The 20,476-nt window shown below is 64.7% G+C and carries 20 protein-coding genes; 8 read left to right on the forward strand and 12 right to left on the reverse strand.

Features of this window, described 5'->3' with window-relative positions; all coding sequences use genetic code 11:
• Positions 1-200: 200 nt before the first annotated feature.
• Complete coding sequence (locus ACKODO_RS04190; RefSeq protein WP_408982216.1) at positions 201-800, reverse strand: class I SAM-dependent methyltransferase; 600 nt, start codon at positions 798-800, stop codon at positions 201-203.
• A gap of 238 nt (positions 801-1,038) precedes the next feature.
• On the opposite strand from ACKODO_RS04190, the gene ACKODO_RS04195 reads away from it, so the two are divergent.
• Together ACKODO_RS04195 and ACKODO_RS04200 are read left to right on the forward strand one after the other, a co-directional pair.
• A complete protein-coding gene (locus ACKODO_RS04195) occupies positions 1,039-2,118 on the forward strand; it encodes an efflux RND transporter periplasmic adaptor subunit (RefSeq protein WP_408982197.1) in 1,080 nt (359 codons plus the stop codon).
• A gap of 10 nt (positions 2,119-2,128) precedes the next feature.
• Positions 2,129-5,242 carry an efflux RND transporter permease subunit gene (locus ACKODO_RS04200; RefSeq protein WP_408982198.1) on the forward strand — a complete coding sequence of 1,038 codons (3,114 nt, stop codon included), beginning with the start codon at positions 2,129-2,131 and terminating at the stop codon, positions 5,240-5,242.
• Positions 5,243-5,323: 81 nt separating this feature from the next.
• Here the strand turns inward: ACKODO_RS04200 and ACKODO_RS04205 are convergent, their stop codons facing one another.
• Positions 5,324-6,109 (reverse strand): 3-hydroxybutyrate dehydrogenase, encoded by a 786-nt coding sequence (locus tag ACKODO_RS04205; RefSeq protein WP_408982199.1) that lies wholly within the window; start codon positions 6,107-6,109, stop codon positions 5,324-5,326.
• 242 nt (positions 6,110-6,351) lie between these two features.
• Between ACKODO_RS04205 and ACKODO_RS04210 the strand changes: the two genes are divergently transcribed.
• Positions 6,352-6,852 (forward strand): Fur family transcriptional regulator, encoded by a 501-nt coding sequence (locus tag ACKODO_RS04210; RefSeq protein ID WP_408982200.1) that lies wholly within the window; start codon positions 6,352-6,354, stop codon positions 6,850-6,852.
• Positions 6,849-8,105, forward strand: coding sequence for a flavodoxin-dependent (E)-4-hydroxy-3-methylbut-2-enyl-diphosphate synthase (gene ispG, locus ACKODO_RS04215; RefSeq protein ID WP_408982201.1), 1,257 nt, complete (start codon positions 6,849-6,851; stop codon positions 8,103-8,105). The genes ACKODO_RS04210 and ispG overlap by 4 nt, the downstream gene beginning before the upstream one ends.
• A gap of 24 nt (positions 8,106-8,129) precedes the next feature.
• Here the strand turns inward: ispG and purQ are convergent, their stop codons facing one another.
• The 4 genes from purQ to purC all read right to left on the reverse strand — a co-directional run bounded on the left by purQ (position 8,130) and on the right by purC (position 10,590).
• The gene (purQ, locus tag ACKODO_RS04220) at positions 8,130-8,813 is read right to left on the reverse strand and encodes a phosphoribosylformylglycinamidine synthase subunit PurQ (protein WP_408982202.1); all 684 of its coding nucleotides are present in this window, start codon (positions 8,811-8,813) and stop codon (positions 8,130-8,132) included.
• A gap of 15 nt (positions 8,814-8,828) precedes the next feature.
• On the reverse strand, positions 8,829-9,407 hold the full coding sequence (locus ACKODO_RS04225) for a hypothetical protein (protein ID WP_408982203.1): 579 nt from the start codon (positions 9,405-9,407) through the stop codon (positions 8,829-8,831).
• Between the two features lie 36 nt (positions 9,408-9,443).
• Entirely contained in the window at positions 9,444-9,686 is a 243-nt protein-coding gene (gene purS, locus ACKODO_RS04230) for a phosphoribosylformylglycinamidine synthase subunit PurS (RefSeq protein ID WP_408982204.1), read from the reverse strand.
• 109 nt (positions 9,687-9,795) lie between these two features.
• Entirely contained in the window at positions 9,796-10,590 is a 795-nt protein-coding gene (gene purC / locus ACKODO_RS04235) for a phosphoribosylaminoimidazolesuccinocarboxamide synthase (RefSeq protein ID WP_408982205.1), read from the reverse strand.
• Between the two features lie 268 nt (positions 10,591-10,858).
• Here purC and ACKODO_RS04240 point away from each other — a divergent pair, with 268 nt between their 5' ends.
• Both ACKODO_RS04240 and ACKODO_RS04245 read left to right on the forward strand, forming a co-directional pair.
• A complete protein-coding gene (locus ACKODO_RS04240) occupies positions 10,859-11,182 on the forward strand; it encodes a DUF1476 domain-containing protein (protein WP_408982206.1) in 324 nt (107 codons plus the stop codon).
• Positions 11,183-11,249: 67 nt separating this feature from the next.
• On the forward strand, positions 11,250-12,023 hold the full coding sequence (locus ACKODO_RS04245) for an HpcH/HpaI aldolase family protein (protein WP_408982207.1): 774 nt from the start codon (positions 11,250-11,252) through the stop codon (positions 12,021-12,023).
• Between the two features lie 6 nt (positions 12,024-12,029).
• Here ACKODO_RS04245 and ACKODO_RS04250 read toward each other — a convergent pair whose 3' ends face one another.
• The 5 genes from ACKODO_RS04250 to ACKODO_RS04270 all read right to left on the reverse strand — a co-directional run bounded on the left by ACKODO_RS04250 (position 12,030) and on the right by ACKODO_RS04270 (position 17,478).
• Positions 12,030-12,683 (reverse strand): alpha/beta hydrolase, encoded by a 654-nt coding sequence (locus ACKODO_RS04250; RefSeq protein ID WP_408982208.1) that lies wholly within the window; start codon positions 12,681-12,683, stop codon positions 12,030-12,032.
• Positions 12,684-12,776: 93 nt separating this feature from the next.
• Positions 12,777-14,009 carry an ABC transporter permease gene (locus tag ACKODO_RS04255; RefSeq protein WP_408982209.1) on the reverse strand — a complete coding sequence of 411 codons (1,233 nt, stop codon included), beginning with the start codon at positions 14,007-14,009 and terminating at the stop codon, positions 12,777-12,779.
• Between the two features lie 10 nt (positions 14,010-14,019).
• On the reverse strand, positions 14,020-14,766 hold the full coding sequence (locus ACKODO_RS04260) for an ABC transporter ATP-binding protein (protein WP_408982210.1): 747 nt from the start codon (positions 14,764-14,766) through the stop codon (positions 14,020-14,022).
• A gap of 3 nt (positions 14,767-14,769) precedes the next feature.
• Positions 14,770-16,503 (reverse strand): HlyD family secretion protein, encoded by a 1,734-nt coding sequence (locus ACKODO_RS04265; RefSeq protein WP_408982211.1) that lies wholly within the window; start codon positions 16,501-16,503, stop codon positions 14,770-14,772.
• Between the two features lie 57 nt (positions 16,504-16,560).
• On the reverse strand, positions 16,561-17,478 hold the full coding sequence (locus tag ACKODO_RS04270) for a polyprenyl synthetase family protein (RefSeq protein ID WP_408982212.1): 918 nt from the start codon (positions 17,476-17,478) through the stop codon (positions 16,561-16,563).
• Between the two features lie 239 nt (positions 17,479-17,717).
• Here ACKODO_RS04270 and rpmF point away from each other — a divergent pair, with 239 nt between their 5' ends.
• A complete protein-coding gene (gene rpmF / locus ACKODO_RS04275) occupies positions 17,718-17,903 on the forward strand; it encodes a 50S ribosomal protein L32 (RefSeq protein ID WP_408982213.1) in 186 nt (61 codons plus the stop codon).
• Positions 17,904-18,029: 126 nt separating this feature from the next.
• Here the strand turns inward: rpmF and ACKODO_RS04280 are convergent, their stop codons facing one another.
• The gene (locus ACKODO_RS04280; RefSeq protein WP_408982214.1) at positions 18,030-18,182 is read right to left on the reverse strand and encodes a hypothetical protein; all 153 of its coding nucleotides are present in this window, start codon (positions 18,180-18,182) and stop codon (positions 18,030-18,032) included.
• A gap of 370 nt (positions 18,183-18,552) precedes the next feature.
• Here ACKODO_RS04280 and ACKODO_RS04285 point away from each other — a divergent pair, with 370 nt between their 5' ends.
• Complete coding sequence (locus ACKODO_RS04285) at positions 18,553-20,289, forward strand: EAL domain-containing protein (RefSeq protein WP_408982215.1); 1,737 nt, start codon at positions 18,553-18,555, stop codon at positions 20,287-20,289.
• Positions 20,290-20,476 lie beyond the last annotated feature (187 nt).

Genomic DNA, 20,476 nt, shown 5'->3' on the forward strand with positions numbered 1-20,476 from the left:
TGCAGGCCTGGCCCGCCTTCACGCCACCGATACTGCCATCCGAGCGATCACCGAATTTCGTGGAATATCGCGCGACACAATCGGCCTGTGCCGCCCCGAGGCTCCCCAAAAGCATCAACCCTGCCAAACTGATCAAACGCATTTCAATTCCTCCTTCGCGCCCTGAGCGCCGATGGCAAGTATGCGCCGAACCCTTGCTTTCATGCAAGTCGCCACACGCTGGTGCGTTTGATCTCGTTATCCTCCAGCGCGCCCATGGTCTGAACCTCGTAGGTCGCCAGTGACACCAATCGATCCTTCGGCAGATAGGCCCGGCCGGGATCGCCGATCAGCACCGTGACGCCACGCGATTGTTCAGCGGCCAGCCAGTCAATCACCCGCGCGGCCAGCGCCTGCTCGTAGCAGATATCGCCCGCGAGGATCACGTCCCACTCCCCCGCCTCACCGAGCTGATTTTCGCCCGTGACAGTCACAGAAACGCCATTCGCTTCCGCATTGATCGCGATGGCCTCGAGCGCGAATTCATCGAGATCAGCGCAGAGCACGCTTGCGGCACCCGCCTTCGCCGCCGCAAGACCAACCAGCCCCGAACCGCTCGCAAAATCGAGAACGCGACGCCCCGCCACTGTTTCAGGATGATCGAGCACGTAGCGCGCCAAGGCCTGACCTCCGGCCCAAGCAAAGGCCCAGAAAGGCGGCGGCAAGCCCATTTCCGCGAGCTCCTCCTCCGTGCGCTGCCAGAGCGCGATTGCCTCATGAGCCAGATGAAGACGGATTTCCGGAACATGGGGCACGGACATCAAGGCTGTTTCGGCAAGGATGAAAGCCTGGCGATCGGACACGAGACACCCTCCTCCGGATTGCGAAAGACCACGAATCCGCGCGGAAGGTGACGCGGCAATCGGTCACTCGTCCCATGGTCACACCGGCCCGTATCTCAGCGAGCGGTTACCATGCTGTCGCAAGGCCCGTTGCTTCCGATGGCAGCCCGGCCTATCCCGTAATGTCCGGTTTTTCGAGCGTGATTGCATTTTTCCCATGAAGTTCGCCCGCCTCACAGCCGTTGGCGTCATCCTGTTCACTGCGTTGTGGATCGGCTCGGGATATCTTCGCTCGTCGACCCCGACGCCGCCGCCCGCCCGGATGAGCGAAGCGGAACGGCCGCCCTTCCGTGTGCTGGTGGAGAACGTGAAGGTGGAAACGCATGCGCGCCGCCTTGCGCTGACCGGACGCACGCAGAGCGACCAGCGCGTGCTGGTGAGCGCGCGCACCAATGGCATTGTGAAGCGCCTCGCGGTGAAGCGCGGAGCCGTGGTGCAGCCCGGCGACCTCATCGCCGAATTGTCCGATGAAGCGCGCGAGGCGAAGGTCGCCGAAGCAAAGGCGAGGCTGTCGCAACGCGCGGCCGAACTCGATGCCCGCCAGCAACTGGCGCAGCGCGGCAACTTTCCCACGCTCAACCTCGAGCAGTTGCGCGCCGAGAAGGAGGCGGCCGAAGCCTCGCTGGCATCGGCCGAGGCCGAGCTTGCTCGCACGCGCATCACCGCGCCGATCTCCGGCATCGTGAACGAACTTCCGGTCGAGATGGGCCAGGGCGTGCAGATGGGCGCGACGATCGCGGATCTCATCGCGCCCGACCCCATGCTCGCGGTGACCGAGGTCCCGGAGCGTCGTCTTGCCGGGTTGCGCCTTGGCGACCCCGCCACCCTTAAGCTCGTGACCGGCGAAACGCGCGAGGGCAGGATCAGCTTCATCGCCCGCCGGCCGAGCGGGCAGACCCGCACTTATCGCGTGGATGTCACCTTCGCGAATGGCGATGGCGCGATTGCCGACGGCATTGCCGCGGAAGTGCTGCTGACGCTTGCGCCGGTGGCTGCCAGCCGCGTGCCGCGCTCGGCTCTCACCTTCTCCCCGGAGGGCCAACTGGGGCTGCGCATCGTGGATGAAGGCAACATCGTCCGTTTCCGCCCGGTGGAACTCGTCGATGACGAGACGACCCATCTCTGGGTAACCGGCCTCGAACAGGGCATGCGCCTCATCACACGCGGGCAGGATTTCATCCGCGAGGGCCAGAAGGTCGAGCCCGTCACCAGCGTCGAGGCTCTGGCCAAGCCATGAGACCCCCAAGATGAGCGCGCTGATCCGCTATGCCATCACACGTGGCCGGCTCACGATCTCCGTCCTGCTGTTCCTGCTCGTCGCCGGCATTTCCTCCTATCTCACGATCCCGAAGGAGGCGGAGCCGGATGTGGCGATCCCCATCGTCTATGTCTCGGTCACCCAGCGCGGGATTTCGCCTGAAGATGCCGAAAGGCTGATCCTCCGGCCGCTGGAAACGCAGCTGAAATCGGTCGCGAACATCAAGGAAATGCGCTCCTCGGCCTTCGAGGGCGGAGGGTTCGTGCTGCTGGAATTCCGTGCGGGCCAGGATGCGCGCCGCGCCATTGCCGATGTGCGCGCCAAGGTGGAGGACGCCAAGCGCGACCTGCCTCGCGATGCCGACGAGCCGAAAGTGACCGAGGTGAGCCTCGCGCTCTTCCCCGTCATCATCGTGGGACTCAAGGGCCAGGTGCCGGAGCAGACGCTCGTGAGACTGTCACGCCAGTTGCGCACGGCCATCGAGCAAGTGCCAGGCGTGCTGGCAGCCGAACTCAAGGGTGCGCGCGACGAGGTGGTGGAAATCCTCGTCCAGCCCACGCTTCTTGCCGCCTATGGCGTGTCGCTGGATGATCTCATCCGCGCGGTGGGGGCGGGAAACACGCTGATTGCCGCGGGCGCATTGGAAGGCGAGCAGGGCCGCTTCTCGGTGAAGGTGCCGAGCCTGCTGGAAAAGCCGGAGGATATCCTGAAGCTGCCGATTCTCGCCAATGCGGGCGCGGTGGTGCGGCTCGGCGATGTCGCCGAAGTGCGCCCCACCTTCAAGGATGCCACGAGCATCACCCGCGTTGACGGCAAGCCCGCCATCACGATCGAGATCTCGAAGCGCGCAGGCGCGAACCTCGTCGATACGGTCGATGCCGTGAAGATGGTGCTGGAGCGCGCGAAGCCGCTGCTGCCGCCCACGGTCGAGCTCGTCACCACGCAGGACCGCTCGGTGAATATCCGCACCATGCTGGGCGACCTGCAGAATTCGGTGATCACCGGCGTGCTGCTGGTCGCGACCGTCATTCTCGCGACCCTCGGCTTCCGTGCCTCGCTGATCATCGGGCTCGCGGTGCCGTTTTCGTTCCTTGCGGGGATCATGGGGCTGCAGCTCTCGGGCCTCACGGTGAATATCGTGGTGCTGTTCTCGCTCATCCTCGCGGTGGGCGAGTTGGTCGACGATGCGATCATCGTGACCGAATATGCCGAACGCCGCATGGCTGAAGGCATGGACCCGCGCGAGGCCTACGAGCTTGCCGCGAACAGGATGGCTGGCCCCGTGGTGGCCGCCACCATCACGCGCATCGCCGCCTTCTCCCCGCTGATGTTCTGGCCCGATATCGTCGGCGAGTTCATGAAATACCTGCCGATCACGCTGATCGCCACGCTCTTCGCGAGCCTCATCTTCGCGCTGTTCTTCGTGCCGGCGCTCGGCGGAATTCTCGGGCGCTCGACGCCCGGGGGCGGCGAGGCCGCACTGAAGCAGGACGGACTCTACATGAGAAGCGTGCGCCTTGCGCTGAAGCACCCGGGCAAGACCCTTCTCGCGACTCTCGGCCTGCTGATTGCCATTCCCATGGTGCATGCGCATTACGGCAAGGGCGTCGAGTTCTTCCCCGATGTCGAGCCGGATTACGCGCTGGTGCAGGTGCGCGCCCGCGGCAACCTGAGCCTCGCCGAGAAGGATCAGCTCACCCGCATTGTCGAACAGCGCCTCTTCGCCATGCCGGAGATCGCGACGATCTACACCCGCGTCGGTGAGCGCCCGCGCGGGAATGACGAACTCTCCGAGGATACGGTCGGCATCGTGCAGTTCGAGTTTGTGGATTGGCAGAAGCGCCGCAAGGCCTCCGCCATCATGGCCGAGATCCGCGAGATGATGGCCGACATTCCTGGCATCGAGGTGGCCGTCTCGAAACCGCGCGCAGGGCCTCCGACAGGCAAGCCGATCCGCATCGAGCTTTCGGCTCTCGACCCGGAATTGCTGGAACCCGCCGCAAAGAAGGTCGTGCAATTTCTCGAAAGCGATCCCCAGTTCAAGGATATCGACAACGGCCTGCCGCTGCCGGGCATCGACTGGACCCTCCGCATCGACCGGGGCGAGGCCGCAAAGGTGGGTGCCGCCGCTGGCACGGTCGGCACGGCGGTCCAGCTCGTGACCAATGGCGTGAAGCTCACCGAGTATCGCCCGGCCACGACCGACAAATCGGTCGAGGTGCTGCTGCGCTTCCCCAAGGAGAAGCGTTCCATCGACGTGCTTGACGAGATGCTCGTGAACACGCTCGTGGGCCCGGTGCCGATCTCGACGCTGGTGACGCGCGAGGCCACGCGCTCCGTCGGCACGCTGAACCGCGTGAATGCCACGCGCGTGATCAACATCGCCTCAAACCTGGGCGAGGGCGTGCCGAGTGCTCAGGCGCAGGCCGATGTCGCAAAAGCGATTGCGGGCATGGGCTTTGCCGAGAAGGGCATCCTCGTGCGCCTCAAGGGCGAGGACGAGGAACGCTCGAAAGCCGGTGCCTTCCTCACCAAGGCCTTCACCGCGGCCATGTTCCTGATCTTCGCGGTGCTGCTGGCGCAGTTCAACAGCTTCACCCATGTCGGCCTGATTCTCTCTTCGGTGATCCTCTCGACCATCGGCGTTTTCATCGGTCTCGTGGTGATGCAGCAGCCCTTCGGCGTTGTGATGACCGGGCTCGGGATCATCAGCCTCGCGGGCGTGATCGTGAACAACAACATCGTGCTGATCGACACCTATGCCGAGTTCCGGCGCGAGGGCATGGCTGCGACCGATGCCATCCTGAAAACCTGCGCCGAACGCGCGCGCCCTGTGGTGATGACCGCCATGAGTTCGGTGCTGGGCGTTGCGCCCATCGCCTTCGGCATGAATATCGAGTTCCTGAACCGCGAGGTGACCTTCGGCGCGCCGGCGACGCAATGGTGGGTGCAGCTTTCAACCGCGATGCTCTTCGGCCTGACTTTCGCGACGATCCTCACGCTCATCGTCACGCCGGCTTCGCTGCAGATGGTCGCGAATATCTCGGAATGGCGGAAACGGCGCAAAGCCGCCCGCCTCAAGCCTCAGCCGGCGGCGGGCTGACCAGGGCGGCGAGATCGAGCAGCCCGCGCGCCGCCACCCTGAAGCGCGAGCGAAACGGGGCGAGCGGCCGCCAGTGGCGCCTTACTGCGCCGTCCAGCCGCCATCGATCGAATGGGTCGCGCCCGTCATGGCCGATGCCGCGTCCGTGCACAGATAGACCGCGAGGCTCGCGACGTGCTCGATCGACACGAATTCCTTCGTGGGCTGGGCCGCGAGGAGGACATTCTTCTTCACCTCCTCCTCGGTCATGTTGCGGGCCTTCATCGTGCCCGGGATCTGCCGCTCCACGAGCGGGGTCCAGACATAGCCCGGTGCGATGGCGTTCACGGTGATCTTCGCGGTCGCGACCTCGAGCGCGACCGTCTTCGTCAGGCCTGCAACGCCATGTTTGGCGGCGACATAGGCGCTCTTGAAGGGCGAGGCAACGAGGCTATGCGCCGAGGAAATATTGATGATGCGACCCCAGCCGCGTCTCTTCATGCCGGGAATGACAGCCTTGATGCCATAAAACGCGGCCGAGAGATTGATGCGGATGATCTGGTCCCATTTCTCGTCCGGGAAATCCTCGACCGGCGAGACGAACTGGATGCCTGCATTGTTGACGAGGATATCGACCGAGCCGAAGGCGGCCTCGGCCTTCGCCACCATGTCGCGGATCTCGGCCGGCTCGAGCATGTTGGCGGGATGGTAGAGCGCCTTCACGCCGAATTCCTCCGCAAGGCCGGCACGAAGCTTCCCGATCTCGGCCGCATCGCCGAGGCCATTGAGCATCACGTTGACGCCCTCGGCGGCCAAAGCCCTCGCAATGCCAAGACCGATGCCGCTGGTGGACCCCGTGATGACCGCGTTCTTGCCCTTCAGCGCCATGCCTGATTCTCCCCTGCCGCCATTGTGCAATGCACTCTAGAGCATTTTCCGATCCATTGGATACCGGTTGGTCGCAGAAAATGCGTGAAACAATCAGGAATGAGAGCGGACGGCCTCTTTCAATTAGATCGGAGTCCGCTCTGGCGGGAACAGGACCGCCACGCCAGTTTCCCGACAGATTTGCCAGCATGACAATCTCGCCAATTGCGCTTGGAAGCTCTATAAACCATCGCATGAGCTTGATGGACCGTCCTTCCTCCTGCTGCGGGCATGATCATGAAGCCTCCATCCTTCGCCTGCTGGCGGAGGCGGAGACCGCCTGCAAGGCGCGTGGCGCGCGCCTGACGGAACAGCGCCGCGATGTGCTGCACGCGCTGCTGGAGCATGGGCACCCGCTCGGTGCCTATGACCTCATCGAGAAATTGCGGCCCGAAACCGGCCGCAGCCCCGCGCCGATCACCATCTACCGCGCGCTGGATTTCCTGCAGCAGCATGGGCTGATCCATCGCCTCGAAATGCTCAACGCCTTCGTCGCCTGCCCGCACAGCCACCGCGCGGGCGAGCGGATCACCTTCCTCATCTGCGAGCAATGCAACCATGTGGAAGAAGTGTTGACGAAGGAGATCGATCAGGCCCTGCAGGGCCTTGCGGCACGCCATGGCTTTACGCCCGATCGCATCGTCTTCGAATTGGCCGGCACTTGCCGCACCTGCCGCACGGCCAGAGAGGCCCGCGCGTCATGAATATCTCAACCGCGCAGATCGCGCCGCCCCATGGCCCGCGCAACCGCCACATGACCGTTCCGGTGAAAGTGGGAAACGTGACCGTCGGCGGTGGCGCTCCCATCGTCGTGCAATCCATGACGAATACGGATACGGCCGATATCGCGGGCACCATCGCGCAGGTCGCAGCCCTTGCGCGTGCAGGTTCGGAGATCGTGCGCATCACGGTCGACCGCGACGAGGCCGCCGCCGCCGTGCCGCATATCCGCGATGGCCTCGCGAGGAAGGGCCTCGATGTGCCGCTGGTGGGCGATTTCCACTATATCGGCCACAAGCTGCTCGCCGACCATCCGGCCTGCGCCGAGGCGCTTGCCAAGTATCGCATCAACCCCGGCAATGTCGGTTTCAAGGACAAGAAGGACCGGCAGTTCTCGGCCATCGTCGAGATGGCGATCCGCCACGACAAGGCCGTGCGCATCGGCGCGAACTGGGGTTCGCTCGATCAGGAATTGCTCACTATCCTGATGGACGAGAATGCCCGGAATGGCAGCCCGCTCGATGCGGGCGCCGTGATGCGCGAGGCGATGGTGCAATCGGCGCTTCTTTCGGCCGAGCGCGCCGAGGAGATCGGCCTGAGGCGCAACCAGATCGTGCTCTCGGCGAAGGTTTCCGCCGTGCAGGATCTCGTCACCACCTATCGCATGCTCGCCGCGCGATCCGAATACGCCATCCATCTCGGCCTTACGGAAGCCGGCATGGGCTCGAAGGGTCTGGTAGCCTCCTCGGCTGCCTTGGGTGTCCTGCTGCAGGAGGGCATCGGGGACACGATCCGCTTCTCGCTGACGCCCGAACCGGGCGGGGATCGCACCCTGGAAGTGAAGGCCGCGCAGGAATTGCTGCAGACCATGGGCTTCCGCACCTTCGTGCCGCTGGTGGCCGCCTGCCCCGGCTGCGGCCGCACCACTTCCACGGTGTTCCAGGAACTGGCCCGGGATATCCAGGCCTGGATTTTCACCTCCATGCCGGAATGGAAGACGCGGTATCCGGGGGTGGAGGGCCTGAAGGTCGCGGTGATGGGCTGCATCGTGAACGGCCCGGGTGAATCCAAGCACGCGGATATCGGCATTTCGCTGCCGGGAACGGGTGAAACGCCTGCCGCTCCCGTCTTCATCGACGGGCAGAAGGCGGTGACCCTGCGCGGGGCCGCCATCGCCGCCGATTTCAAGTTGCTGGTGAGCGATTACATCGAGAAGCGCTTCGGACTTCCGCGTTGAGGATTTCGCGGCGCGGAGCCCGGTTCAGGCTGCCTTCACCAGGCTCTGGAACAGGCCGAGGCCATCCGTGCCGCCGACGAGGCTTTCGATCAGGTTTTCCGGGTGCGGCATCATGCCCAGCACGCGGAAGTTTTCCGAATAGACCCCGGCAATCGCGTTGCGCGAGCCGTTCGGGTTGCGCTTCGTCACGTCGCCATCGGCATCGCAATAGCGGAAGGCCACGCGGCCCTCGCCCTCAAGGCGGGCCAGTGTTTCATCATCGGTGACGTAGTTGCCTTCGCCATGGGCGATGCAGACCTCGATGACCTGCCCCTTGCTGTAGAGGCCGGCAAACGCCGTATCGTTGCGCTCGACGCGCAGGTGCTGCATGCGGCAGACGAATTTCAGACCGGCATTGCGCATCAGCACGCCCGGCAGCAGCCCGGCCTCGCAGGCGATCTGGAAGCCGTTGCACACCGCGAGCACATAGCCGCCCTTGGCCACATGGTTCCGCACGGCCTCCATGATCGGCGCGCGCGCCGCGATCGCCCCGCAGCGCAGGTAATCGCCATAGGAGAAACCGCCCGGCAGCACCACGACATCCGTGCCGGTGGGCAGAGCCGAATCCGCGTGCCAGGCATGCACCGCCTCGCCACCCGCCAGCGTGAAGGCCCGGGCGATATCCTCCTGGCGATTGATTCCGGGGAAGGTGACGACAGCGGCGCGCATGGAATTTCGTTTTCCTCACGAGCGGGGTCTAGGACCACCGTCCTTGATTTCGACTGCGTTCAGGAACAGTTCGAGGTTACGGCGAGCCACGTCACTGTTCGCGGAACGCGAACTGATCGAGAAAGCCAGATTGCCGGCGAATACCGCCGTGTAGTGGGAGTATTCCATCTTGCCGTCGATTTCTTTGCGCAGCACATGATGCGTGCTGGGGAAGCCTCTATGTGTCGAGACACGCGCTGCGGAAACGATGGCCCAGCCATCCGCCTTCATACGATCCGTATCGGCAATCGATAAAGCCTGAAGAGCCTCCCGATCCGGCTTTCTCGTGGGGCTTACCATGCGGGCATATATGACGACAGAAGGCGCAGCGCAGGCCAAGGGCCTGCAGATGTAAACGGTCCGAGCAGTTGAACCGGAATCGAGCTCGCGGACCGTCCATTTCTCGGTATCGGGATTTTCCAGAGCCAGTCTTGTTTGCCCCGGTCGGATGGGGGCATCGAACTGTTCTCGCGTGAGTGTGTCGGGCTTCGGGCCCCCGGTTTGGCAGCCAGCCAGAAACAAGGCAGCCAGACAAACTCCAAAAATCGCCTTCATCGCACTCCCCCCTACAAAAAATGGCGGCGACCCCCGTCAGGCCAGAACCTCGACCTTGTAGTTCTCAACCACCGTGTTCGCAAGCAGCTTCTCGCAGGCCTGCTTCAGGAGCGCCTCGGCGCGGGCCTTGTCGGCGGTGTCGACCTCGATATCGAACACCTTGCCCTGCCGCACGGAGCCGATGCCCTCGAGGCCGAAGCTCTTCAGCGCGCCTTCAATGGCCTTGCCCTGCGGATCGAGAACGCCGTTCTTGAGGGTGACGGTGACTTTAGCCTTCATGATCTTGGGCTTTCATGGGACGGCGCTCTCTGTCGAATAAAAGAAAAAGCGGGGAACGAACGCGCCCCGCTTAAGGAATTTCAGCCGTTGGCGCAACCGAAAGCGGCGCTCACTGCACCAGCTTCGGCCCTTCCGCCTTGGGGTTCTCCCCCTCGGTGAGGATGCCGAGGCGGCGCGCCACTTCCGAATAGGCCTCGATCAGCCCGCCCATGTCGCGGCGGAAGCGATCCTTGTCCATCTTGTCGTTGGATTTGATGTCCCAGAGGCGGCACGAATCGGGGGAGATTTCATCCGCCACCACGATGCGCATCATGTCGCCCTCGTAGAGCCGGCCGCATTCCATCTTGAAATCGACGAGGCGGATGCCAACGCCAAGGAACAGGCCGGTGAGGAAATCATTGACGCGAATGGCCAATGCCATGATGTCGTCGATTTCCTGGGGGGTCGCCCATCCAAAGGCGGTGATGTGCTCTTCGGAAACCATCGGATCGTTCAGCGCGTCGTTCTTGTAATAGAACTCGATGATCGAACGCGGCAGTGGCGTGCCCTCATCAAGGCCGAGACGCTGGGAGAGCGACCCCGCCGCCACGTTGCGAACCACCACTTCCAGCGGGATGATTTCCACCTCGCGGATCAATTGCTCGCGCATGTTGAGCCGCTTGATGAAATGCGTCGGAACGCCGATCGAGTTCAGCTGGTTGAAGATGTATTCCGAGATGCGATTGTTCAGAACGCCCTTGCCATCGATCACATCATGCTTCTTGGCGTTGAACGCTGTGGCGTCATCCTTGAAGTGCTGCACGAGCGTTCCCGGCTCCGGTCCCTCGAACAGGACCTTTGCCTTGCCTTCATAAATGCGGCGGCGACGATTCATCGGGTTGTACCGGGCTTTCAGAAAATCCATGGGTGCCGTGGCTCCTTCACGCGCGAGAAGCGCCGGCGTTCGCGGGTTCGGGCCGGAACCGGCGCGGAAGGCAGAAGCTCCGCGCAGGGGCCCGACCGAGCCTTCCTCTCCATCCCTAGCCCATCCGGAACCGAGATACAATGTTGCGATGCCAATTGGCGGGGGATAGCCCCAGAACCAGGGCGCGCATCGCCCATTGATTTCGCTTCGTTCGGCCCCTATTCCCCACAGGGAAACCCTCGCGACCTTCCCCAAGCGGAGACCAGACATGACCACTTTCGATGAACGCAAGGATGCCGCCGAAAAGAAGTTCGCGCATGATGCCGAACTCGAATTCAAGGCCAATGCCCGCCGCAACAAGCTGCTGGGCCTCTGGGTCGCCGAGAAGCTCGGCAAGTCCGGCGCGGATGCGGAAGCCTATGCCAGAAGCGTGGTGATGGCCGATTTCGAGGAGGCCGGCGATGACGACGTGCTGCGCAAGGTGAAGAAGGATCTGGACGCCGGCGGCGTGGCCATCGATGATGCGGCCATCCGCAAGGCCATGACGGACCTTCTCGCCCGCGCCATCGACGAGATCAAGTCGGGCCGCTGAGCCCGTTTTTTCCGGCCGATTCAGCCGGGAGACCGGGGCAGCCGCAACACGAGAGCGAGACACGATCATGAGCGACCATCTGACCGGGTTCCGGGCGCGTCTTCAGGCCGGGCCCACCGCCTTTGCCGCCTGGTGCGCCATGCGGGAACCGGCCGTGGCCGAGACCATTCTCAAGGAAGGCTTCGATTGCGCGGTTCTCGATTGGCAGCATGGCTACCATGACCAGGCCTCGATCGAAGCCGGCATCCTGATCGCGCAAGCCTATCGCAAGCCTGCCATGGTTCGCATCGGCGTCGGCGATTTCGCCGGTGCCGCCCGCTTTCTTGATTGGGGCGCGGTCGGTATCATCGCGCCGATGATCAATTCCGCAGCCGATGCAAAGGCGCTTGTCGATTTCCTGAAATATCCGCCGCTCGGCAGCCGTTCCTGGGGGCCGATGCGCGCCATGGGGCTGACGGGCCTTTCCAATGGCGAGCATCTCGAGCGCGCGAATGATTCCAGCATCGTGATCGCGATGATCGAGACGCGCGAGGGCTTCGCCGCTCTGGACGAGATTCTGGCCGTGCCGGGTCTCGATGGCGTGTTCGTCGGGCCCAGCGACCTTTCCATCGCGCTCACGAACGGGGCGACCATCGACCCGCTCTACGCGGAAGTGGACGCTGCCGTGCAGGTGATCGCGCAGAAGACACGCGCGGCGGGCAAGATCGTCTCGGCGTTCTGCCCGGATGGCAAGCGCGCGAATGAGCTCGCGAAGCTCGGCTACACGCTGCTCTCCGTCGGCACGGATGGCTTCCTTCTCCGATCCGCGGCACGTGCGGAACTGGCCCGGGCAAAGGGCTGAGCGCCCTCAGCGCCGCAGGTTCTGGGCGATGAACTCGCCCCCGTGGCGAAGGCCATCGGGGTCGATCCCATGACCGACACCGACCGAGAGATGCCACTGGCAGGGAATTTCCGCCTTGCTGAAGCTTGCCATCGCATCGAACAGCGCATCGACCGGGATTACATTGTCCTGGTCGCCATGCACCAGCAGGATCGGCGGCTTGCCGGTTGCCTGTTCCTTGAGGTGCTCGCCCCCGACAAGATGGCCGGAATAGCCGATGATCGCGGCGGGCGGCACCCGACGCCGCAAACCCACATGCAACGCGGTCATCGCGCCCTGGCTGAAGCCGACGAGCGCCAGCCGATCCGGCCCGAGGCCGTGGCGCACAAGTTCGGCATCGAGGAAGGCATCCACATCCGCATGCACCTGGTTCACCCCGCGCCAGCGCTCGCCGGGATCGCGGAAGGTCAATTCCCACCATTGCCGGCCCATGGGCGACATGCCGCAGGGCTCCGGCGCATGGGGCGAAACAAACGCGGCATCGGGCAGCAATTCCTGCCAGCTCCGCCCGAGATCGATCAGGTCGTTCCCGTCCGCGCCATAGCCGTGCATGAACACCACGAGCGCGCGCGCCTGGCCGGAGGCCGGCTGCAGGCGGGGACCATCAAGCGGACGCGGCATCTCTTCCTCCGACACTTTTCATCGGCATCTTCTTCACGCGAACCGGCGACCGCCCCCGCCCTCGCAGGGGCATGCTTCGCTTGAAGATGCATTTCAGGCCGCGCGCAGGGCCTCGACCGGGTCGAGCCGCGCGGCCCGGAAAGCGGGATAGAAGCCCGAGACGATCCCGACAAGCCCCGAGAAGACAAAAGCCGTGACCACCACGAGTGGATCGACAAGCAACGGCCAGCCCGCCTTCATCGCCGTGATGATGGCAATCCCGATGCCGATCCCGATGCCGATCAACCCGCCGATCAGCGCGATGGTTGTCGCCTCGATCAGGAACTGGCCCATCACATCGAGCGGACGCGCGCCCACGGCCATCCTGAGGCCGATTTCCCTCGTGCGCTCGGTGACCGAAACCAGCATGATGTTCATGATGCCGATGCCCCCCACCACGAGGCTCACGGCCGCCACCGAGAGCAGGAGCATCGCCATGGTTCGCGCGCTTTCCTCGCGCGTCGCCTGGATCTCGGCCATGTTCCGCAGCGAGAAATCATCGTCGCGGCCATCCTGGATGCGATGGCGCTGGCGCAGCAGGCGCCTCATCTCCTCCTCGGCGGCGGAGAGATCCTCGCCTTCCCTGATCTTGACCATGATCTGGTTGACCGAGCGGTTCTTGGCCCGGTTGGTGCCCACCACACGCTGCCGCGCGGTCTGCAGCGGCAGGAGGATCACGTCGTCCTGGTCCTGCCCGAACATGCTCTGCCCCTTGGGGCTCATCACGCCGATCACCTCGAAGGGCACGTTGCGCACCCGGATCTGCGCACCGACGGGATCATTCCCCCCGAAAAGCTCGCGCTGCACGGTCTGGCCGATCAGCGCCACCTGCCCGCCGCGGCGGGTCTCCTCCTCGGAGAATTCGCGCCCGCGCTCCACCACCCAGTCGCGTGCGACGAAGTAATCGAGATCAACGCCGATGGCGCTCGTCGCCCAGTTCTGCCCGCCGGAAACCACCTGCACGCCGCCGCGCACCAAAGGCGCCGCCGCCTGCACGGCGGGGATCTCGGTCTTGAGGGCCTGCGCATCGGCATCGGTCAGCGTCGAGGCATTTCCGGTGCCGAGCCGCGCGCCGCCCTGCGTGATATTGCCGGGAATGACGATGATGAGATTGGCGCCGAGCGACTGGATCTGCGCATTCACCCGCTCCCGCGCTCCATTCCCCACGGCCACCATGGCGATGACCGCCGCAACGCCGATCACGATGCCGAGCATGGTCAGCACCGAGCGCAGGGCATGCGCGCGGATGGCCGAAAGCGAGGAGAGGATGGCATCCAGAAAGCTCATGGCCGGAAACTCATGCCGCTTCCGACCATTCCGCGAGCGCGGCCGCTGCATCGCGCGGGGCCTGTTCGGCATCGGAGACGATTTTCCCATCGCGGAAGCGGATGACCCGAGAGGCGAACGCCGCCACATCCGGCTCATGCGTCACCACGATCACCGTCACGCCGTCGCGGTTCAGCGCCTGGAACAAGGCCATGATGTCGAGCGAGGTGCGGCTGTCGAGCGCGCCGGTCGGCTCATCCGCGAGCAGGCAGGCGGGCCGGTTCACCAGCGCGCGGGCAATGGCCACGCGCTGCTGCTGGCCGCCGGAGAGCTGGAGCGGCAGATGCCGCATGCGATCGGCGAGGCCCACACGAGCCAGGGCCGCTTCCGCACGGGCACGCCGCTCGCGTTTGGGCAGACCGGCATAGAGCATCGGGAGTTCGACATTGCCGAGCGCATCGACGCGCTGCAGCAGGTTGAACTGCTGGAAGACAAAGCCGATCTCGCGGTTTCGCGTGCGCGCAAGCTCGGTCGGGGACAGGCGTCCCACTTCCACGCCCTTGAGGCGATAGGAGCCGGCACTCGGCTGGTCGAGACAGCCCAGCACATTCATGAAGGTCGATTTGCCGGAGCCTGAAGGACCCATCACCGCGACGAAAGACCCTTGCCGGATCTCGGTCGTCACGCCCGCCAGCGCGACCACGCGCTCCTCGCCCATCTGGTAGATGCGCTCGAGGTTCTCGACCGCGATCAGGGCGGGAGAGATGGCCGCTCCCATGGCTCAGAACCCGAAACGGAAGCCGGTGGAGGCCCGGTTGCGCGGCGTGCTGACCACGCCATTGATGACCGCATCGCCCGGCTTGATCTCGCCGGAAAGCACCTCTGTCCAGGTGCCGTCGGTCGCGCCGATGCGCAGGTTCACCGGCTTGGGATTGCCTTGGGCATCCAGCACATGCACCCGGCCCGGCACGCCCGCCTCCGCCACAGGCGGGGCACCCGCGCGCCCCTGCGCATCCTGGCCACGCGGCACCCGCGCCTCGCGGAAGGCGCGATATTTCTCACGCTGCTCCGGTGTCAGGATGGCCTCGAACTCGCGCGAAAAGCGCTGGCGTTCCTTGCGCGCCATCTCGCGGCGCTCCTCCGGGCTGCCTGCACGTTGAAGGGCCTCGCCCATGGCGCGCCCCAGCTTCTGGGCCTCGGCGAATTGCCTGTCGTCCAGCGCGAGTTCCGCCTTGAGGCTATCGAGAAGGGCTGTTGCCTGTCGCACCGGGCCGCCGCCACCGCCACCGCCGACGCCGGCGGGCGGGGAGAAGGGACCGGCGGCATCGTCAACCGGAACCGATGCGCTGACCCCAGCCTCTCCGGGAGCGCCGGGTGCGGGGCGGGGCGCCCCGGGCGGCTGCCAGCGCAAGGCGGCATTGGAGACACGCAGCACATCCGCCTTCCGCTCGGTGAAGATGCGGGCATTGGCGGTCATGCCCGGAAGCAGCGCGAGATCGTTGTTCTTCACGGTGACGATGGTGGTGTAGATGACGACATTCTGCACGGTCTGGGAGCCGAGCCGGACGAGCCGCACCGTGCCGGTGAAGGTGCGCGCGGGATAGGCATTGACGGTGAACTCCACCGTCTGGCCCGGCTTCACGCGGCCGACATCGGTTTCATCGAGGTTGATGTTGACCTCGATGGTCTTGAGGTTCTGGGCGACGAGGAACAGCGTCGGTGCCTGCAGCGAGGCGGCCACGGTCTGCCCCAGCTCGACATTCCGCTGCACCACCACCCCATCCACGGAGGAGCGGATCTCGCTGTTCGCAAGGTCCACCTCGATCTGCCGCACCACGGCCTCGGCCTTGGCGATCTGCGCCTCGGAGGAAGCCTTCTGGGCCTCGACAACCTTCAGATCCGCCTCCAGCGCCACGATCTGAGCGCGGGCCGATGCCACCTGCGCCTCCGCGGAGAGGGCGGCGGAACGCAGGGCATCGCGTTGCGTCGTGGCATTCTGCAGGGCGACATCCGTTGCGATGCCCCGCTCCTTCAGGCTGGACTGGCGCTCGAAAGTCGCCTCGGCATCGCGAAAAAGCGTGCGCGCCCGCTCGGCCTGGGCCTGAACGTCGCGCAGAACCGCGTCGACGCGCTGGAGATCGGCGCGGGTCTTCTCGGCTTGCGCATCATTGAGCTGGCGGGCGGCGCGCGCCTGCTGGAGATCGGCCATCGAACCATCGCGGCGCGCGAGCAGGGTGTCTCGATTGAGGCGCGCGAGCACCTGGCCGGCCTTCACCTCGTCATTGTGGTCGGCGAGGATCTCCACCACCTGCCCGGAGAGCTGCGAGCCGACGATCACCGTCGTGGTCGCCAGCACGGTGCCCGTGGCGGAGACGGTCGCGATGATCGGCCCGCGCGAGATGTTATCGGTGCGATAGCGCGCAGCCTCGCCGCCTTCGCCGCCCGTGCGGGAAGCAAGAGCCCAGATTCCGAGACCGCCCGCGAGAACCAGAAGAATGAGGAACACCTTGCGCATGGCCCTTCATACCACCCGGTATTCGGACCTGTCACATGAAGGCTTTGTCATGTGCTCTCACCGGTCGCGATCGCGATTGAAGATCAGCACATCGACCAGCGGTTCGGCGCTAGAACCGAAGGCGGAATCGAGCGCGGCAATCGCCTCCTCCGTCACCGCGGCGAGCCGCATGCGGGCGCCTTCGAGGCCCATCAGGCTCACCAGAGTCGCCTTGCCGGCCCTGGCATCCTTCGCCACCGCCTTGCCCACCACGGCGGCTTCGCCCTCGATATCGAGCAGGTCGTCGCGGATCTGGAAGGCGAAGCCAAGGGCCTCGCCATAGGTTTTCAAGGCGCGGCGTTCGGCCATCGGCACCGGCGCGGCGAGCAGGCCGCCAGCTTCCGCCGCGAAACGGATCAGCGCGCCGGTCTTCAGCGCCTGCAGATGGCGGATGGAGGAAAGCCCCTGCCGGGGCGGTCGGCCGTTCTTGGAAAAGCGGCCCTCTGCCGCCAGATCCAGCATCTGGCCGCCAACCATGCCATCGAGCCCCGCGGCCTCGGCAAGCGCCGCGACCAGCTTCGACCGCGTGGAAGCACGCGGAGCGGTTCGGCGATCGGCGAGGATCGCGAAGGCCATGGTCAACAGGGCGTCGCCCGCAAGAATCGCGGTGGCCTCGTCGAAGGCGATATGCGCGGTAGGCTGGCCCCGGCGCAGGTCGTCATTGTCCATCGCGGGCAGATCGTCATGCACCAGCGAGTAGCAATGCACGGCCTCGAGTGCGGCCGCCACCCGCAGGGGGCCTTCGCCATCAAGGCCGAAGAGCCGGGCAGTTTCAAGGACGAGATAAGGCCTGAGCCGCTTTCCGCCTGTGAAGACCGCATGCCGCATGGCTGCCACCAGCCGCTCGGGCCTGCCACGTTCCGAAAGAAGGCCGCCGAGGCAACCTTCCACTGCCGAGGCATGGCGCTCCAGCCGCGCCCGAAACTCCACCCGCATCACCAATCCCCCTGCCGGTCGCGCCGGCTCCTGATCGCAGGGGAAGCCGCCTCCAAGGGAAAATCAAGTCAAGTCGTGCGCTTCTCCAAAACGAGCGCGTTTCGCGCTGGCTTTTGGCCATTGATGCGTGTATAGCGCCACGACTTCCGTTTCGGCCGGGATCGCGACAGGCTTCGATGAGGCCTGCGAGATCGGCTTTCGCCGCGGGGCAAGGCCTCGCGAACCTTTGGAGTATCACGATGGCCGTTCCCAAGAAGAAGGTCTCGCGCTCGAAGCAGGGCATGCGCCGTTCGGCCGATGCGCTCTCCGCGCCGACCTATGTCGAAGACAAGAACACTGGCGAATTGCGCCGCCCGCACCATGTGGACCTGAAGACCGGCCTCTATAATGGCCGCCAGGTCCTGACGCCGAAAATCGCCGAGTAAAGGCGCTTCCGCGCCGGGTTTCGGCTTTTCAGTCCCAAAAAACCCCGGGCGGTTCCTCCGTCCGGGGTTTTCTTGTCAGGCCGGGTGAATGCACCCGAATCCCACCCTGTCCAACTGTGATGCGCCTCAGGCGCGGAATTCGGATGGCGTCGTCTCCTCGGCGAGGCGAGAAGGCTTGTGCGCGGCGGCGAAGGCGTAGGCCCGCTCGCGGGCTGTCGCGACATCGCGACGCCCCAGCACCTTGCGCAGATCCGGATCGCCGGAGGCAATCATCTGCACCAGGAACTCCGGCGTGCGGGCCGGTTTCTGTCCTGGAGCGGCTCTGGAATCCGGCATCGCCCGGGCGGGGCGATCATCCCGGGACGATTTCTGCCGGAAGCCCGAGGAAAATGTTTCAGTCTGGTACAGAATGGGGACACTGATCTTGCTCATGCCGACAAGGCGGCAAGGTCCGTGCCGCAAGCGGGTTTCCCGCCTGTTATGTCTTCAAGAACTCAATTCTCCGTCTCTACAGGACCAAAAACAACTTCTGCGCTCATCAAGTCTTAACGTCTTGGCTCCAGTCTGGTCTCCCCAGTCGAAACAGGTCCCTGTCCGCCCGCGCGCAGAAAGTCACGGTCGACGGCCCCATTAAAGAACGATGACGATGATGACTCAAGGCAGCGGGACGATCATCTCCTTCACGGGGCAGCCGGACACGGAACATGTGCCAGCAGACATGCTGCTCGACGGAACGCGCGACCTCGGCGAGGCAACCTATGCCTGGAACATCGAGACGGATGTGATGACCTGGGGCCTGGAGGCCACCCACATTTTCGGCGTGCGGGAAATGGCGGCATTGAGTTCCGGCACGGCTTTCGCGACGCTCATCGACCAGGCGAGCCCGCATTCCCGCCATGCCGAGGTTTTCGAGAGCGAGCGCTGCGACCAGGGAACGGGCGTTTCCTTCTCGACGCGTTATCTCGTGAACCCTGCCCCCGGATTGCGTTTCTGGATCGAGGATACCGGCCGCTGGTTCGCCAATGAAAAGGGCCGGCCGCGGCTGGTTCATGGCGTCTGCCGGCGTGTGCTGGCACCGACCTCCGAGGAAATCGCGCTCGTCACCAAGCGCCATTTCGACCCGACCACCGGCGCCCTGACGCGTGCCGATTTCTGCAACGCGCTCGGCGATGCCATCGTCACGAGCGCCCGGGATCCGCGCGGCCTCGTGCTGATGATGGTCGCGGTGGATGATCTCGCCCAGCTCAACAAAACCTATGGCTATCATATCGGCGACGAGATCATCGCCGCGATCGTGCGCCGCCTGCGCGGGCTGGTCCGCCGTCGTGACATTCTCGGCCGCTATGCAACGAACAAGATCGGCATCGTGCTGGCACCGAGCCTCGCGGACCATATGGAATTCGTGGCAAACCGCCTGGCCTCGGCCATCCGCGGGGTTCCGATTGATACCAGCGCCGGGCCGATCCCCGCTTCGGTGCATATCGGCGGCGTGGCTGTTCCGCGCGATGCCAAGACAGCCATCGAGGCGCTCCATGCCTGCGAGGAAGCGCTGACCGATGCACAGGATCGCACGGATCAGGCATTCCTCGCCTTCAGCGGCGACCCGGAAACACGCGCCAAGCGCAGTTCCAACCGCGAATCCACCGATACGGTTCTCACCGCGCTCAACGACCGGCGCATTGAACTCGCCTTCCAGCCGATCGTGCGATCGGGCAGCGGCGAAGTGGCGATGTATGAAGCACTCGTCCGGATGACCTCGCCGGAAGGCGAACTGATGGGAGCCGGCACCATCGTGCCGGTGGCCGAGCGGCTTGGCTTCCTGCATCTCATCGATCATCGCGTGATGGAGCTGGCGCTCGAAACCCTGCGCAGACGCCGCGACATCCAGCTCACGGTGAATGTAGGCGTGGACACGGCCCTGCATCCGGACTGGATGGCAGCTTTCCAGGCCCATCTCGCCATCGACAAGAGCGTTGCGCAGCGCCTCGTCGTGGAGATCACTGAAACCTCGCTCATCGAGGACGTTCAGGGCGCCCAGCGCCTGATCGAGGCGATCAAGGATTGCGGCGCATGCGTGGCGATCGACGATTTCGGGGCGGGGCACACCTCGTTCCGCAACATGCGCCTTCTGCCGATCGACATCCTGAAGATCGACGGGACCTTCATCAAGAACCTGGCGCGCTCGGAGGATGACCGCTTCTTCGTGCAGACCCTGCTGCAGCTCGCGCGCCACCTGCGCATCGAGACGGTGGCCGAATGGGTGCAGGACGAGGAAACGGCCAGCCTGCTCACCTCGTGGCGGGTGGAATATCTGCAGGGCGATTTCGTGGGTGTCGCCACGCAGGATCTACCAGAACCGAAATCATCGTTTCGCGCCATAGCCTGAACAAGGCCCTCCGCGCTCTGCTGCCCGGAGACCGCGTTCTCGAAAGCCCTTAGCCCGTCTTATTCATGAGGGGGCTGATTTTGGGTTGGCGGATGTAGCATAACGGTATGATATCGCGTAGGATTTAGCTGTTTACACCGATCCGATCCGCACCATCAACCCCGCCACACCCGCCATGACCGACGAT

Source organism: Rhabdaerophilum sp., from assembly GCF_046092605.1.
Lineage (GTDB): Bacteria > Pseudomonadota > Alphaproteobacteria > Rhizobiales > Beijerinckiaceae > Rhabdaerophilum.

Coding starts and splice junctions, on each gene's coding strand:
- ACKODO_RS04190 (WP_408982216.1), bottom strand. CDS start 800: ATGTCCGTGCCCCATGTTCCGGAAATCCGTCTTCATCTGGCTCATGAG.
- ACKODO_RS04195 (WP_408982197.1), top strand. CDS start 1,039: ATGAAGTTCGCCCGCCTCACAGCCGTTGGCGTCATCCTGTTCACTGCG.
- ACKODO_RS04200 (WP_408982198.1), top strand. CDS start 2,129: ATGAGCGCGCTGATCCGCTATGCCATCACACGTGGCCGGCTCACGATC.
- ACKODO_RS04205 (WP_408982199.1), bottom strand. CDS start 6,109: ATGGCGCTGAAGGGCAAGAACGCGGTCATCACGGGGTCCACCAGCGGC.
- ACKODO_RS04210 (WP_408982200.1), top strand. CDS start 6,352: ATGGACCGTCCTTCCTCCTGCTGCGGGCATGATCATGAAGCCTCCATC.
- ispG (WP_408982201.1), top strand. CDS start 6,849: ATGAATATCTCAACCGCGCAGATCGCGCCGCCCCATGGCCCGCGCAAC.
- purQ (WP_408982202.1), bottom strand. CDS start 8,813: ATGCGCGCCGCTGTCGTCACCTTCCCCGGAATCAATCGCCAGGAGGAT.
- ACKODO_RS04225 (WP_408982203.1), bottom strand. CDS start 9,407: ATGAAGGCGATTTTTGGAGTTTGTCTGGCTGCCTTGTTTCTGGCTGGC.
- purS (WP_408982204.1), bottom strand. CDS start 9,686: ATGAAGGCTAAAGTCACCGTCACCCTCAAGAACGGCGTTCTCGATCCG.
- purC (WP_408982205.1), bottom strand. CDS start 10,590: ATGGATTTTCTGAAAGCCCGGTACAACCCGATGAATCGTCGCCGCCGC.
- ACKODO_RS04240 (WP_408982206.1), top strand. CDS start 10,859: ATGACCACTTTCGATGAACGCAAGGATGCCGCCGAAAAGAAGTTCGCG.
- ACKODO_RS04245 (WP_408982207.1), top strand. CDS start 11,250: ATGAGCGACCATCTGACCGGGTTCCGGGCGCGTCTTCAGGCCGGGCCC.
- ACKODO_RS04250 (WP_408982208.1), bottom strand. CDS start 12,683: ATGCCGCGTCCGCTTGATGGTCCCCGCCTGCAGCCGGCCTCCGGCCAG.
- ACKODO_RS04255 (WP_408982209.1), bottom strand. CDS start 14,009: ATGAGCTTTCTGGATGCCATCCTCTCCTCGCTTTCGGCCATCCGCGCG.
- ACKODO_RS04260 (WP_408982210.1), bottom strand. CDS start 14,766: ATGGGAGCGGCCATCTCTCCCGCCCTGATCGCGGTCGAGAACCTCGAG.
- ACKODO_RS04265 (WP_408982211.1), bottom strand. CDS start 16,503: ATGCGCAAGGTGTTCCTCATTCTTCTGGTTCTCGCGGGCGGTCTCGGA.
- ACKODO_RS04270 (WP_408982212.1), bottom strand. CDS start 17,478: ATGCGGGTGGAGTTTCGGGCGCGGCTGGAGCGCCATGCCTCGGCAGTG.
- rpmF (WP_408982213.1), top strand. CDS start 17,718: ATGGCCGTTCCCAAGAAGAAGGTCTCGCGCTCGAAGCAGGGCATGCGC.
- ACKODO_RS04285 (WP_408982215.1), top strand. CDS start 18,553: ATGACTCAAGGCAGCGGGACGATCATCTCCTTCACGGGGCAGCCGGAC.